This window comes from Lachnoanaerobaculum saburreum DSM 3986 (assembly GCF_000185385.1).
In the GTDB taxonomy this organism is placed as follows: domain Bacteria; phylum Bacillota; class Clostridia; order Lachnospirales; family Lachnospiraceae; genus Lachnoanaerobaculum; species Lachnoanaerobaculum saburreum.
The window spans coordinates 889011-902594 of sequence record NZ_GL622296.1 but is presented as its reverse complement, the minus strand read 5'-3'; the positions used below and the strand labels follow the sequence as shown (position 1 = coordinate 902594).

Here is a 13584-nt window from a genome sequence, read left to right as displayed (position 1 = left end):
ATGCCTGTAATAAAATCAAGTGCAGACCTACAAAACCACTACATAAAACTTAAAAGTAGCCAAAACACTAAGTCAGTGCGATGGCTACTTTCGTAAACTATTCCTCCTGATTTAATATCCTAATATCGCAATTGTATTTGTATATTCCATCTAATTTTAATTAGTACAGCCTAACCTTATGGCAAAAAAAATATTTTTATCAGACTTTCTCAAATGTTTTTATTCTTTATGATACTTTCCTATCGGCACTATCATAGGTGTATTTGATGTAGGATCTGTTATAACAGTACAGTCCAAGCCATATACATCCTTTATAAGCTTTTCACTTATTATACTTTCAGGATTTCCCTCCGCATATAAATTGCCTGACTTAAGAGCAAATATATAATCTGCATAACGCACCGAAAGATTTATATCATGAAGAACCATAACTATCGTGGTCTTCTTGCTTCTGTTAAGTTCTCCCAGCAGATCAAGTATTTCCACCTGATAAGATATATCAAGAAAAGTTGTCGGCTCATCCAAAAAAAGTATATCTGTCTGTTGCGCCAGAGCGAGAGCAATCCAAACCCTTTGCCTTTGTCCTCCCGATAATTCATCTACAGTCCTGTCACGAAGTTCGATTATACCCATGGTTTCCATAGCTTCATCTATCGCTCCAAAATCATTTGTATCCATGCCTCTAAAAAGCTTACGATATGGAAATCGTCCACGACTTATAAGATCATAAACGCTAATACCTTCAGGAACAAGCGGTGACTGCGGCATAAGACCTATTATCTTTGATATTTCTTTGGGATCATATTCCGATACAGGTTTATTGTCCAAGTAAATATTTCCTGACATTACTTTATTCAATCTGCAAAAAGTTTTAAGAAGAGTTGATTTTCCACATCCGTTTGATCCTATAATCACAGATATTTTTCCTTCCGGTATAGTCAAATCAAGTCCTTTTATAATTGCATTTCCATCGTAACCGGCAACCAGACTCCTGGCTTCCAATATATGTTTTCCCATTAATTCACACCTCTTCTATTCATTCTTATCAGCAGATAAAGCATATATGGCGCTCCTAAAAGTCCTGTGACTACACCAACAGGATAATGCACAGGAAATGCATGAAATGCTACCAGATCAGCTCCTAAAGTAAGTACAGTTCCCACAAGACCGGCAGGTACTAAACTTGATTTTCCTCTTCCTGCAAGGCTTGAAGCTATAGGGCCTGAAAGAAACGCTACTGACGCTATAGGTCCCGTAACCGAAGTTGCAAAGGATATAAGAATGACTGCAACCACTATCATAATAGAATAAGTAATCCTTGTATTTATTCCCAGTGTTATAGCAAAATCATCTCCAAGCGGTATAATTTCCATATGTCTTGTAAAAGATATCAGAACGAAAGTCAATACTACCACGACTACAATAAGAGCAGGTACATCTTCCATCTGCACTCCATTTAAGCTTCCACTTAACCACTGCATAGTGGAGCCCACATCATATTCTGCCGCTTTTGCCAACAGATAGGAAGTAATCGCCCTTAAAAGTGCTGACACAGCTATACCTACAAGTATCATTCTTCCATATGTAAAATGCCCTTTTATAATTGACAATCTATATATCGCCATTGCCGTAACAATACCGAAAACCATGGCGACTAATGAAACTACACCTCCTCTGATATTCAAAACTAAAATTAAAAATACAGCTGCTGTGCTTGTACCGGCTGATATACCTATTACATCAGGTGAAGCCAAAGGATTATGTAAAAGATTTTGAAAGACATAACCTGCTATACCGAATGCAAAGCCTGAAAACACCGCTCCAATCATTCTCGGTAATCTAACATTATTAACTGCATATGACACACCGTCTATATTTTCTCCCAGTAAAACTCTTATAATATCTTTTACAGGATAGTATACACTTCCAAAACAAAGCTCACAGGCAATAAGTATCAGTGACATTATAAATAAAGCCAGTACAACTACTTTCCATCTGAGAGCCCTCTTCTTAAATCCATAGTTTAAATCTGTCATAGACTTTTTACCCTGCCCTTCCTGATTGCAAATATAAAAACAGGTGCTCCGAATACTGCTGTAATAATTCCAACCTCTGTTTCTCCGGGGGAGCCTATAATTCTTCCAATCACATCAGATAGCAGTAGCAAAATACCTGAACCCAAAAAAGATAGAGGTAATATTTTCCCCATTTCACTTCCATATATAAGTCTTACCAAATGAGGAATTATAAGACCGACGAATCCTATAGGTCCTGCAAGTGCCGTAGTAGCTCCACATAACAACACAGATGCCAAAGCACCGACAGACCTTGTAATAACTACATTTGTTCCCAAAGCCGTAGCGGCTTCATCACCTAATGCAAGATTATTCAAATACCCTGAAATAAACATTGATATTATAAAACCTATTATCAAAAACGGAATGATAAGAGATATATTATCCCATGTAGCACTGCCTATGCTTCCAACCTGCCAAAATCTGAAAGCTTGAAGTACCCTGTTATCAGGTAGCATGATGGTACTTACAAGTGAACCCAAAACTATACTCACAGCTGCTCCTGAAAGTGCAAGTTTTAAAGGTGTAGCCCCATCCTTTCCGATACTTGCAACCGCATACACAAAGAATGCTGTAAGCCCCGCTCCAATTATAGCCAGCCAGATATATTGATATGCCGCCGTAATATTAAGAAATGCTATACCTGCAACCACAAAAAGTGATGCTCCCGTATTCACACCAAGAATACTCGGATCTGCTATAGGATTTCTGGTTATACTTTGCATAAGTGCACCTGATATCCCAAGAGCACCTCCTGCCAATATCCCAAATACAGTTCTTGGAACTCTTTGCAGTATAACAGTTGCTTCAATGCTGTCTGAATCCTTACCTAAAAGAACCTCTATGATCTTTGAAAAGGCTATCTGCTTTGCTCCGAAGGATATAGAAAAAATTGCAATTATAAAAAGCAAAGCTAAACATACAACCATAGAGAGTGCAAAATTTTTCTTTCTCATTTAGCATATTCCTTTATCTATTTTACTACCGCATTAATGGCATCCAAATAATTTACAAGCTCCGCTTTTATTGACAGCACTGACGGATTACAAGCTGCCGAAAGATCTCCACTATTGTCAAGTACAACTACTCTACCTTCTTTAACAGCAGGTATTTTTGAAAATATGGCATCATTTTTTATTGCATCCAGTGTTTTATCATCTCCATAAGTGATAATAATATCAAGATCACTTAATGTTTCAACTGCAAGTTCTGATGAAATCTGCACATAAAATGAATCTTTATCATTTGCCTGTGCCTCCACTTTCTCAGGAAAAGCAAATCCCATATCCACAAGATAGCCGGCTCTTGGATCTATAGTCCTGTATACCGAAAATTTACTAAGATCTGCCGCATCTATATAGCATAGAGCTGCACTCTTTCCTGAAAGATTAGGGTACTTTGCTACATTATCCTTTATAAATTTCTCTGTTTCTTCTACCAGTTTTTCTCCCTCATCCTTCATTCCGACAGCCTCCGATGCCTCCAATAACTGATCCCTCCATGTTGTTTTCCATGCAACATCCTTAAATGGAACAGTAGGCGCAATCTCTGATAAGCGTTTATACTCTTTTTCTTCCATTCCTGAATAAGGTGCAACTATAATATCAGGATTTGTTCCTGCAATAGCCTCATAATCATATCCGTCAAGATCATTAAATACATTTGGATTATCTACACCCAATTCTTTAAACTTAGCCTCTGTCCACGGAAGAAGACCTTTTGATGTAACCGAACCCCAATTCATCTTAGATGTACCGACAGGTACAAGTCCAAGAGCTAAAATAGAATCTGCATTATTCCAATTTAGTGTAACTATTTTCTTAGGCTTTTCTTTTATAATCGTTTCACCATAGGCATGCTTCATAACTACGGGAAATCCTGCAATATCTTTAGCCTCTGAGGATTCTGACGATGAAATGCTGCTTGTGACACTTTCACTGCTCGTCAAACCTTCACTGCTCTCTTTTTTGGCTCCACAACCTGTAACCATAGAGAATGCAATTATTGTTGAAAACATCATACTTACCAAATACTTATTTTTCATAAACTTCCTTTCATTTTATATATAAATTGTTGGTAAACTCGACTGTAATATATCATTTTTTTTATCCGATAATCAATATTTGCAATATATAAATTTTCATCAGTAAATTATTTGTTTTGGTTCATTTTACTTTTAAAATTTATTTGTTTTATATATTTTATAATTCCTAGTAAAATACTATGATATAATTATAAAAAATGACATCGGTAAATATTAAAACGATATTTGTACTAAGATAAATTAAAATTTTATCTACAGACATAAAATTTAACTAATTTTTACATTATTACAGCACCATAAAAAGGAGCCGGCATCCTGCCGACTCCTTTTAAATTTGGAAAATACATATTTTATTTTTATCTCTGCACTCTGCCCGAGCCGTCTCCACCTGCAAGACCTTCTACATCCTCTCTTGTTACGAGGTTGAAGTCTCCAGGTATTGTATGCTTAAGTGCCGAAGCGGCTACCGCAAATTCAAGTGCGGACTTAAAGTCCTTCTTATCACAAAGTCCGCAGATAAGTCCTGCCGCAAATGAATCACCGCCGCCTACTCTGTCTACTATCGGAGTTATATGGTATTTCTTTGAGTGATAGAACTCTCTTGTAGCTCCGTCCATAATGCAGGCTGACCAGTCATTGTTTGAAGCTGAAAAGCTCTCACGAAGTGAACTGATTACATATTTAAATTTAAACTGATCACACATCTGATTAAATATGTCTACATAGCCGTTAAGCTCAAGCTCTCCGGCTGTAACATCTGTGTTGCCCGGCTTAAATCCAAGAACCTTCTCCGCATCCTCTTCATTTCCGATACATACATCTACATATTGCATAAGATTAGTCATTATCCTTTTTGCCTTCTCGGATGACCAAAGTTTCTTTCTGAAGTTAAGGTCTACAGATACTGTTACTCCTGCCTTCTTTGCCGCCTTAAGTGCCTCCTCTGTAAGCTTGGCGGCACTGTCTGAAACTGCGGGAGTAATTCCTGTAAAATGGAACCAGTCAGCGTCCTTAAAGATTGCATCAAAATCAAACTCATCCGCCTTAGCTGTGGAGATAGAAGAATTTGCTCTGTCATATACCACATTTGAAGCTCTCATTGCCGAACCTGTTTCAAGAAAATAGATACCTACTCTCTCACCGCTTCTTGAAATATGCTTTGTTCCTACATTGTACTTGCGAAGTGTTGCAATAGCCGCATCACCTATAGGATTCTTCGGTAATGCACTTACAAATTCCGCATCATGACCGTAGTTTGCAAGTGAAACTGCAACATTTGCCTCACCGCCGCCATAGTTGATATCAAACTCATCCGCCTGAATAAACTTCTCATTATTCGGAGTTGATAATCTAAGCATTATCTCTCCCATTGTAACTATCTTTGCCATATTTTCTCCAATACTATTTTCTTGCTGCCGCTACAGCCTCTACAAACTCCCTTGCCTTTGCCGTGACTGCCGCAAAATCTCCGATTTTTGCACCTTTTGTAAGTGATGAGCCTGTACCTACCGCACATGCTCCCGCCTTTAACCATTTATCCACATTGTCAACATCTACACCGCCGCTCGGCATAAAATCTCCCTGTGGAAGAGGTCCCTTAAATGAGCTGATTGCTCCCGGTCCCACTACATTTCCGGGGAATACTTTTATAATATCGCATCCGGCTTCAAGTGCTGTGATAGCCTCTGTAGGTGACATTACACCGGGAAGCATAGGTACTCTGTATCTGTTGCAAAGCTTGATGGTATCTACATTAAGCCCCGGGCTTACCACATAGTTTGCACCTGCAAGAATAACCGCTCTGGCCGTCTCGGGATCAAGTACCGTTCCTGCACCGATAACCACTTTTTCATTGCCTCTGTACTTTTCAGACATAAACTGTATAAACTCTACAGGATTGCCCTCATCCATGGTCATTGTAATCTCAATAAAGTTGATACCGCCTGCAATGACGGCATCTATTACCTTCTCTCCCTGCTCCTTGTTTTTTGCACGAACAACAGCAACCAGACAATCTTCTTTCATTCTTGTAATGACCTGTTCTTTTCTCATTTTAACCTCCAAAATAATAAAACCATATCAGAACAAATACAATATATCCAAAGTATTTACCTTAACCAATTTATTCGTATATACGAATAATAATTCATATTTGCGATAATTTGATTTTAATTAACTTTTCCGCTCTTGTCAAGCTATAAAGCCTAAAGATTTTGATATTTTCATACCTCTTTCCCTTAAGATATTTCCAAGAGCAATATAATCCTCATCTTTCCTATACAGACTTGATGCCGATATTGCACCGATACACTCTCTTTTTTCATTAAATATCGGCACTCCCACACATTCCATATGCTCTTCAAGCTCTCTCTCATCCAGTGCAAAGCCTCGAATTCTTGTCAATTCGATATTTTTAATCAATTCATCCGTATCTGTAATGGTAAATCTTGTAGCAGGTTTAAAATCAATTTTATCTGCTACCTCTCTCAGTTTTTCATCACTCATTGTACTAAGTATCGCCTTACCCAAAGAAGTGTTGTATATCGGATTCTTACTGCCTATTGTAGCTGTAGTTATTATCGGATTTTCAGGTTCAAACTTTGATATATACACTATCTTATTGCCTTCAAGTATACCGAAAAAACAAGTCTTTTTCAGTTCCTTTGCCAGTTCCTTCAGTGCCGGAGATATAATCTCTGAGATATTTCTGTTATTTGTATAGCTCATACCGATCCTATATGCATTAAGCCCTATCTTATAGCTTTTTTTTGCCAAAGTATTTACCTCAAGCATTCCCATATGTACCAAAGTCACCAATATATCATAGCAGCTTGTTCTGGGTATATTTAATCTCTCACAGATTTCATCCATATCAAGCCCGTCATTTACTTCCGATACAAGTTTAAGTATCTGTACACTTCTTTCTGTTGTGCGATTTATTTTCATTAAAGCGTTACTCCCTGTTTAAAGATTGCAAAGTCATGGAATCCTGCGATTTCAGACTTTACTTTCTTACCGCTTGCCACCTCCAATACTAATTTAAATAAATCGTTTGCCAATTCATCCTTTGATTTGTCCTCTACCATCCTTCCGGCATTGAAATCTATCCAATTTTCCTTAGACTTTGCAAGTCTTGAGTTGGTAGCAATCTTTAGTGTCGGTACAGGTGATGCAAATGGTGTTCCTCTTCCTGTTGTGAATAATACTATATGTGCACCGCTCATTGCAAGGGCTGTAGCCGCAACAAGGTCATTTCCGGGTGAAGAAAGCAAATTTAAACCTTTTGTTTTTAAAGTCTCACCATAGCCAAGTACATCAGACACCTTTGCACTTCCGGATTTCTGTGTGCATCCCAATGACTTGTCTTCAAGTGTGGATATGCCGCCTGCCTTATTTCCGGGAGAAGGATTCTCATATATTGTCTGATTATGATTTTTAAAATACATCTTAAAATCATTTATTAGAGCCACAGTCTTTTCAAAAGTTTCTCTGTCCTTGCACCTTTCCATCAAAAGCGTCTCCGCACCGAACATCTCAGGAACCTCAGTAAGTATCGTGCTTCCTCCCTTTGAAATAAGAATATCTGAAAACTCTCCGACTATCGGATTTGCAGTGATGCCTGAGAGTCCGTCAGAACCTCCGCATTTCATTCCAATAATAAGTTCACTTGCATCAATCTCTTCCCTGCTTTCATCCGCAATATTTTCTATCAGCTCCTTTACCAAAGTAACCCCTGTCTCTATCTCATCTTCCACTTCCTGTGAGATAAGAAATCTCACTCTTTTTTCATCTATCTCTCCAAGATAGTCCTTAAGTACCGGAATATTTGAGTTTTCACATCCAAGCCCCAGCACCAAAACTCCTCCGGCATTTGGATGATTTATCATATCGGCAAGTATTTTTCTTGTATTTTCCTGATCGTCACCCATCTGTGAACAACCATACGGGTGTACAAATGCTGTTACATCCTCAACACTTCCCTTTATGAGATTTTTTGCTCTTCTCTCAATAGCCTGTGCTATATTGTTGACACAGCCTACAGTCGGAACAATCCATATCTCATTCCTTACTCCCACTTTACCGTTCTTTCTCCTAAAACCCATAAAACTCTCATGAGCCGTCTCTTTTAACTCTTTTATCTTTGGAATATATTGATATTCCAACAAATCACCTAATGCCGTCTTTATATTGTGGATATGTACATGATCTCCGGCCTTTATATCTTCCTTTGCAAGCCCTATTCTACTTCCGTACTTGATAATGTCTTCACCTGATTTTATATCCTTCAGTGCTACCTTATGTCCTGCCGGAATATCACTGTTTATTACTACACTTTCATTTCCGACAGTGATTTTTTCACCGGCTTTTAATGCATTCAATGCCACACATACATTATCCGAATTATTAATTTTGATATAATCCATCTCTTACTCCTTGCCAAATATCAGTATTAAGCTTATAATAAATGTAAGCGTTTACAATCGCATTATACAAGGGATTTTTATAGCTTGTCAAGATAGATATATGCTTGTATAGTAAAAGGTATAGATTTATTTTACTATACAGTCTTGGAGGATTATGAATATATATGATATTGCAAACAGGGCAAATGTCTCTATTGCTACAGTATCCAGAGTCATCAACAACAGCCCTAAAGTAAGTGAAAAAACAAGAAAGAAGGTTTTAGATATAGTGGATGAACTTGGCTTCACTCCAAATGTCTTTGCAAGAGGACTCGGTCTTAATACTATGAAGACTATAGGTATACTATGTTCCGACCCTTCAGATATCTATGTGGCAAGGGCATTATCTTACTTTGAAAAAATGCTTCGTGAAAACGGATATGACTCACTTTTATGTTGCAGCGGCTATGATACAAAAAACTTGAAAAAATATATAAATATACTTATATCAAAAAGTGTGGATGCCGTCATTATGATCGGCTCAAAATATATATCTTCAAGAGATAATAAAAGTCTTATACGAAACACCGCAAAATCCCTGCCTATACTTTTGATAAACGGCTTTTTAAACGGTGAAAATATATATTGCTCTTATTATGACGACTTTAATGCCTCAAAAAAATGTGTAAATATGTTATGTGATACCGGAAAAAGAAATCTGCTTTTTCTTTATAATTCCACATCACAGTCCGCCAAAAGAAAGCTTGACGGATTTATAAAGGGATGTAAAGAATCGGCCAATCTCGGTAATAATTTTGCCGCTCTTTTATGTGAGGAAAATAATATAGAGAGTATTTTAATCTCACTAAAACAGTTTACCAAAGAAAATTTTATTCCTGACGGCATAATTGCCGGTGATGATTTTTTAGCAATGATTGCATTAAAGTTTGCAAAGCAAAACAGTATTTCAGTACCTGAAAATTTAGCCGTAATAGGATATGATAATTCAATTTTTTCTAAAGTCTCATACCCTGAACTTACCACTGTTGACTCAAAACTGTTTGAGCTGTGCAGCCACAGTGTGAAAACTCTTTTAGAGGTATTTGACGGTCAATTACCAAAAAAAATCACTATACTTGAACCGTCTGTTATTGAAAGGGATACTTTTAAGTCTAAGGCTTAACATTTTTTGATAAATTATACTTACTAATGTATATGACTACAGTATATATTGTAGTTATTTATAAATTTTACTTTATACAGCCATTTGGCTAAGGAGGTTAACATGAAGAATTTTATGGATCAGGATTTTTTACTTGATACAGACACAGCAAAGCATCTTTACCATGATTATGCAAAAAATATGCCGATAGTTGACTATCACTGTCATATAAATCCGCAGGAGATATATGAAGATAAAAAATTTGAAAATATAACTCAAGTCTGGCTTGGCGGAGACCATTATAAATGGCGTCAGATCAGATCTAACGGTGTGGATGAAAGACTTATAACAGGGGATTCTACCGATAGAGAAAAATTTGATGCCTGGGCGGCTACATTGCCAAAGCTTATAGGAAATCCGCTTTATCACTGGTCACATCTTGAGCTTCAAAAGTATTTCGGTTTTAACGGTCATTTATGTCCTGACAGTGCTGATGAAGTTTGGAATCTTACAAAGGAAAAGCTTGCTACAGATGAATTAAGTGTCAGAAATATTATCAGAAACTCAAATGTTGAAGTTATTTGTACTACAGATGATCCTATAGATTCTCTTGGATGGCATATAAAACTTAGAGAAATCAAGGACTTGGGCTTTAAAGTTCTCCCTGCATGGAGACCTGATAAGGCTACAAATATTGAAAAGCCTGATTTCACAGATTATATATCAAAACTCTCTGATATAAGCGGCATAAATATCAAAGACTTTGATACTCTAAAGAAGGCATTATTAAAAAGACTTGAATTTTTTAATGAAAATGGATGCTTGGTATCGGACCATGGTGTTGACTTTGTATATTATTATCCGGCTGATGATGCTACAGTTAATGCTGTTTTAAAGAAAAGGCTTGCAGGAGAAGATATAAGCCTTACAGAGCAATATCAATATAAGACCGCACTGCTACTTGCTCTTGGCAGGGAATACCACAGATTAAACTGGGTAATGCAGCTTCACTTCGGCTGTAAGAGAAATAATAATACCGCAATGTTTAATAAACTTGGTCCTGATACAGGATTTGATGCTATCAGCGGCTACGCTCCTGCCGATCAGCTTGCCGACTTTCTGGATGCTTTGAATATAAGCCATGAGCTTCCAAAGACCATACTTTATTCCCTAAATCCAAATGATGATGCCGCAATCGGTACAATTATCGGATGCTTCCAGGATTCAAGTATAGCCGGAAAGGTTCAGCAGGGCTCTGCCTGGTGGTTTAACGACCATTATGAAGGTATGAGAGCACAGATGAAGTCTTTAGCAGCTCTTGGATGCCTTGGCAATTTTAACGGTATGCTTACAGACTCACGCTCCTTCCTTTCATATACCAGACATGAATATTTTAGAAGAATACTTTGTGGACTTATAGGGGAATGGGTTGAAAGCGGACAGTATCCTAATGATGAAAAGGCTTTAAAAGAGCTTGTTGAAAACATCTCATACAATAATGTAATGAAGTATTTCGGATTTTAACTGTTAAGGATATAAAAAATTTTTGTTTATTATAGCTTTTCCTTTTAAAATTTAAGTAATAAAAACAGTAAAAATCTCTGATATATTCCGGACTTTTTGGTACATATCAGAGATTTACTTTTTTCATTATATTTTATTGCTCTTATAATGTTTAAACTAGCTACGGTTATTTATGTATTCTTTACTTAATCTGTCACCTATACCGCTGCTTTGAACCTGATGAATAAGTTTTGCATGTGGAAACGGTATGGCTCTAATCTCTTTATCATACTCTGTAATTTCTCCCTTTTCATTAAATAGCGGACGCCCGTATATTTTGCCTGACCTTACAAATTCCAGCCAATCTTTTTGTATTAAAGCAGTTGCTCTTTTGTTTTCATCAGTTATATCTATATTCATTTTGTCTATAGTTCCAAAGAAAAAAGCCAGTTCCGCACCATGGTATGAGCCACGAAGTCCATTATATAAATTAGGTATATAGTTCATCCTGTATCCATATACAGGCGATTTCTTTCCGATCGTTTCCATAAGAAATAATGCACTCGAATGAAATACAAGAAGCTCCATAATTTGAATCTGTAAATCTACAATGTCCTTTGCTTCCGCTTTAAGTTCAGTTTCAAGATTTTTCGCAAACTCTCCATATCTTTTCAGCAGATTTTCCTCTAAATCTTTCTTTTTCTTCGTGATTCCAAGAGCTTTATAGTACATCGGTAATTCTATCATAGAAAACTCATCTTTATTTGAGCCTATCAATACAGGCATACAAGGAAACTCGCACTGTTCAAGTGATTTCATTGGATGTTTTGTAAAAAACTTTCCGTCAACAATGTCATTTTGCCCGGCTTTCAGCTTTATCATTTCCTTAATTGAAAGTTTTTTCAAATCTTCAAGTCCGCTCAAATGATTTTTTGACAGCAGATTTTTGTACGCTTTTTTTGCATAATCAAGTTCTGACAGCATAGGAACATTACCGGCACACAAAATCAATTTATTAAATAATTTATTACTTACAGGATTCAGGTAATGGTAAAGAGCTGCAACAGCACCGCCGCAATGTCCCATAAGTGTGATATTGGTATTATCTCCGCCAAATGAACCTATATTATCATAAATCCAACTTAAGGCTGTTTGCTGGTCAAGATATGCAAGAGAAGCTCTTGTTTCTTTACTGTCAAAAACAGGCATATATCCGAAATTCCCTACCCTATAGGTAATTGTAACTGCCACAACCCCTTTTTCACCGATATGTTCCATTGTGTATATGGGAACGGTTCCTGAACCTTCTCCTCCACCATGTAAAAAAACAATCACCGGTTTCTTTTTGTAAAAATCATCAGTTGCCCATATATTCACTACAAATGCACTTTCACTCTGAACATCTTTTGTCGGTTGAAACTCAGGTCGTAACATATGATGTTTCATAAAAACATTTAAAAATAGAGGGTATTTTCTCTGTGGAAAGCATAATGTTTCTTCTCTGTTAATAACTTTTTCTGATGAATATTCATCTTGACCAATAATTTTTGCATACTCAAATCGTTCCCCTCGTGCATAAGGTACGCTTGGTATAGCATATACCGCTCTACTATCTCCAGTCTTCCCCACTACTCTTGTATATACTTTCCCAATATCTGTCTGTAATATCTCCATTTATATCTCTACAATCCTCTTAGAGCTGTCCTCTACAATAACAGCCTGTGAATTATTGATAGGGCATATATCCAAGTCGGTAAATTCTTCTAAAATTTTTTCAGTTATTTTCTTAAACGGAGCTGTAAGATAATGCGGTAAAACATAGAAATTTATTAAACTCAAGCCTCCATCATCTGTAAGTGAATAATCACCCGGCTTTTCATCCATCATTTCAATATATTTTATATCCGGAGCACATACTATAGCGCCGGCTGATTCTCCGATAAATAACTTACCCTTATTCAACTCTTCTTTCAGCAGTTTATCCACTCCTTTTTTCCTAAGTTGCTCTAAAAGGAAAAATGAATTTCCTCCTGTAAAATAAATAATATCAGCATCATTAAATGCCGCTTCTATACTTGCATAATCCTCTTTTGAAATATCCATCTCTGTGAGTGCGGCTCCAAGTTTTTTAAAAAGCTTTCTCGCAGAACCGACATATCCCTTATATTCCTCATAAATAGAAGCAGTAGGTATAAATAATACCTTTTTCATCTCTATTTCTTCTTTCATCAAACTTCCCACACTTGAAAAATGCGAACATAAAAATAATTTCATAGATTCACCTCATATTTTATAAATTTTCACTCAGATAAAGAGTATTTTCCAAGGGCAAAACTCTTATAAATTCAGATATTACCCTACTGACCATCTGCCTTATCCGCACCGTTTGATACAAAA

Annotated in this window: 12 protein-coding genes; 2 read left to right on the top strand and 10 right to left on the bottom strand. The window is 36.7% G+C overall.

Annotated features, from left to right (window positions below; translation table 11 throughout):
* Nucleotides 1-219: 219 nt before the first annotated feature.
* The 8 genes from HMPREF0381_RS04325 to HMPREF0381_RS04290 form a co-directional block, all read right to left on the bottom strand.
* On the bottom strand, nucleotides 220-1017 hold the full coding sequence (locus HMPREF0381_RS04325) for an ABC transporter ATP-binding protein (protein WP_008750667.1): 798 nt from the start codon (nucleotides 1015-1017) through the stop codon (nucleotides 220-222).
* Nucleotides 1017-2036 carry a FecCD family ABC transporter permease gene (locus tag HMPREF0381_RS04320; RefSeq protein ID WP_008750666.1) on the bottom strand — a complete coding sequence of 340 codons (1020 nt, stop codon included), beginning with the start codon at nucleotides 2034-2036 and terminating at the stop codon, nucleotides 1017-1019. Before HMPREF0381_RS04320 ends, HMPREF0381_RS04325 begins: the two co-directional genes overlap by 1 nt.
* On the bottom strand, nucleotides 2033-3031 hold the full coding sequence (locus HMPREF0381_RS04315) for a FecCD family ABC transporter permease (protein WP_008750665.1): 999 nt from the start codon (nucleotides 3029-3031) through the stop codon (nucleotides 2033-2035). The genes HMPREF0381_RS04320 and HMPREF0381_RS04315 overlap by 4 nt, the downstream gene beginning before the upstream one ends.
* 17 nt (nucleotides 3032-3048) lie before the next feature.
* Complete coding sequence (locus HMPREF0381_RS04310) at nucleotides 3049-4119, bottom strand: iron-siderophore ABC transporter substrate-binding protein (protein ID WP_008750664.1); 1071 nt, start codon at nucleotides 4117-4119, stop codon at nucleotides 3049-3051.
* 356 nt (nucleotides 4120-4475) lie between these two features.
* On the bottom strand, nucleotides 4476-5507 hold the full coding sequence (locus HMPREF0381_RS04305; protein ID WP_008750663.1) for a sugar kinase: 1032 nt from the start codon (nucleotides 5505-5507) through the stop codon (nucleotides 4476-4478).
* 13 nt (nucleotides 5508-5520) lie between these two features.
* A complete protein-coding gene (locus tag HMPREF0381_RS04300; protein ID WP_008750662.1) occupies nucleotides 5521-6171 on the bottom strand; it encodes a bifunctional 2-keto-4-hydroxyglutarate aldolase/2-keto-3-deoxy-6-phosphogluconate aldolase in 651 nt (216 codons plus the stop codon).
* A 138-nt stretch (nucleotides 6172-6309) separates the two neighbouring features.
* A complete protein-coding gene (locus HMPREF0381_RS04295) occupies nucleotides 6310-7065 on the bottom strand; it encodes an IclR family transcriptional regulator (RefSeq protein WP_008750661.1) in 756 nt (251 codons plus the stop codon).
* Complete coding sequence (locus tag HMPREF0381_RS04290) at nucleotides 7065-8543, bottom strand: UxaA family hydrolase (RefSeq protein WP_008750660.1); 1479 nt, start codon at nucleotides 8541-8543, stop codon at nucleotides 7065-7067. Before HMPREF0381_RS04290 ends, HMPREF0381_RS04295 begins: the two co-directional genes overlap by 1 nt.
* A gap of 154 nt (nucleotides 8544-8697) precedes the next feature.
* On the opposite strand from HMPREF0381_RS04290, the gene HMPREF0381_RS04285 reads away from it, so the two are divergent.
* Both HMPREF0381_RS04285 and uxaC read left to right on the top strand, forming a co-directional pair.
* Nucleotides 8698-9705, top strand: a complete 1008-nt coding sequence (locus tag HMPREF0381_RS04285) for a LacI family DNA-binding transcriptional regulator (protein WP_008750659.1) — start codon at nucleotides 8698-8700, stop codon at nucleotides 9703-9705.
* 102 nt (nucleotides 9706-9807) lie between these two features.
* A complete protein-coding gene (uxaC, locus tag HMPREF0381_RS04280) occupies nucleotides 9808-11208 on the top strand; it encodes a glucuronate isomerase (RefSeq protein ID WP_008750658.1) in 1401 nt (466 codons plus the stop codon).
* Nucleotides 11209-11364: 156 nt separating this feature from the next.
* Here uxaC and HMPREF0381_RS04275 read toward each other — a convergent pair whose 3' ends face one another.
* Together HMPREF0381_RS04275 and HMPREF0381_RS04270 are read right to left on the bottom strand one after the other, a co-directional pair.
* A complete protein-coding gene (locus HMPREF0381_RS04275; RefSeq protein ID WP_008750657.1) occupies nucleotides 11365-12861 on the bottom strand; it encodes a carboxylesterase family protein in 1497 nt (498 codons plus the stop codon).
* Nucleotides 12862-13461: a Type 1 glutamine amidotransferase-like domain-containing protein gene (locus tag HMPREF0381_RS04270; protein ID WP_008750656.1), complete on the bottom strand. Its 600-nt coding sequence runs from the start codon at nucleotides 13459-13461 to the stop codon at nucleotides 12862-12864.
* Between the last annotated feature and the right edge of the window lie 123 nt (nucleotides 13462-13584).

Bases quoted from the DNA above. Each gene is read 5' to 3' on its own strand.
- HMPREF0381_RS04295 (WP_008750661.1), bottom strand. From the start codon at position 7,065: ATGAAAATAAATCGCACAACAGAAAGAAGTGTACAGATACTTAAACTT.
- HMPREF0381_RS04305 (WP_008750663.1), bottom strand. From the start codon at position 5,507: ATGGCAAAGATAGTTACAATGGGAGAGATAATGCTTAGATTATCAACT.
- HMPREF0381_RS04285 (WP_008750659.1), top strand. From the start codon at position 8,698: ATGAATATATATGATATTGCAAACAGGGCAAATGTCTCTATTGCTACA.
- HMPREF0381_RS04315 (WP_008750665.1), bottom strand. From the start codon at position 3,031: ATGAGAAAGAAAAATTTTGCACTCTCTATGGTTGTATGTTTAGCTTTG.
- HMPREF0381_RS04325 (WP_008750667.1), bottom strand. From the start codon at position 1,017: ATGGGAAAACATATATTGGAAGCCAGGAGTCTGGTTGCCGGTTACGAT.
- uxaC (WP_008750658.1), top strand. From the start codon at position 9,808: ATGAAGAATTTTATGGATCAGGATTTTTTACTTGATACAGACACAGCA.
- HMPREF0381_RS04320 (WP_008750666.1), bottom strand. From the start codon at position 2,036: ATGACAGATTTAAACTATGGATTTAAGAAGAGGGCTCTCAGATGGAAA.
- HMPREF0381_RS04270 (WP_008750656.1), bottom strand. From the start codon at position 13,461: ATGAAATTATTTTTATGTTCGCATTTTTCAAGTGTGGGAAGTTTGATG.
- HMPREF0381_RS04275 (WP_008750657.1), bottom strand. From the start codon at position 12,861: ATGGAGATATTACAGACAGATATTGGGAAAGTATATACAAGAGTAGTG.
- HMPREF0381_RS04290 (WP_008750660.1), bottom strand. From the start codon at position 8,543: ATGGATTATATCAAAATTAATAATTCGGATAATGTATGTGTGGCATTG.
- HMPREF0381_RS04310 (WP_008750664.1), bottom strand. From the start codon at position 4,119: ATGAAAAATAAGTATTTGGTAAGTATGATGTTTTCAACAATAATTGCA.
- HMPREF0381_RS04300 (WP_008750662.1), bottom strand. From the start codon at position 6,171: ATGAGAAAAGAACAGGTCATTACAAGAATGAAAGAAGATTGTCTGGTT.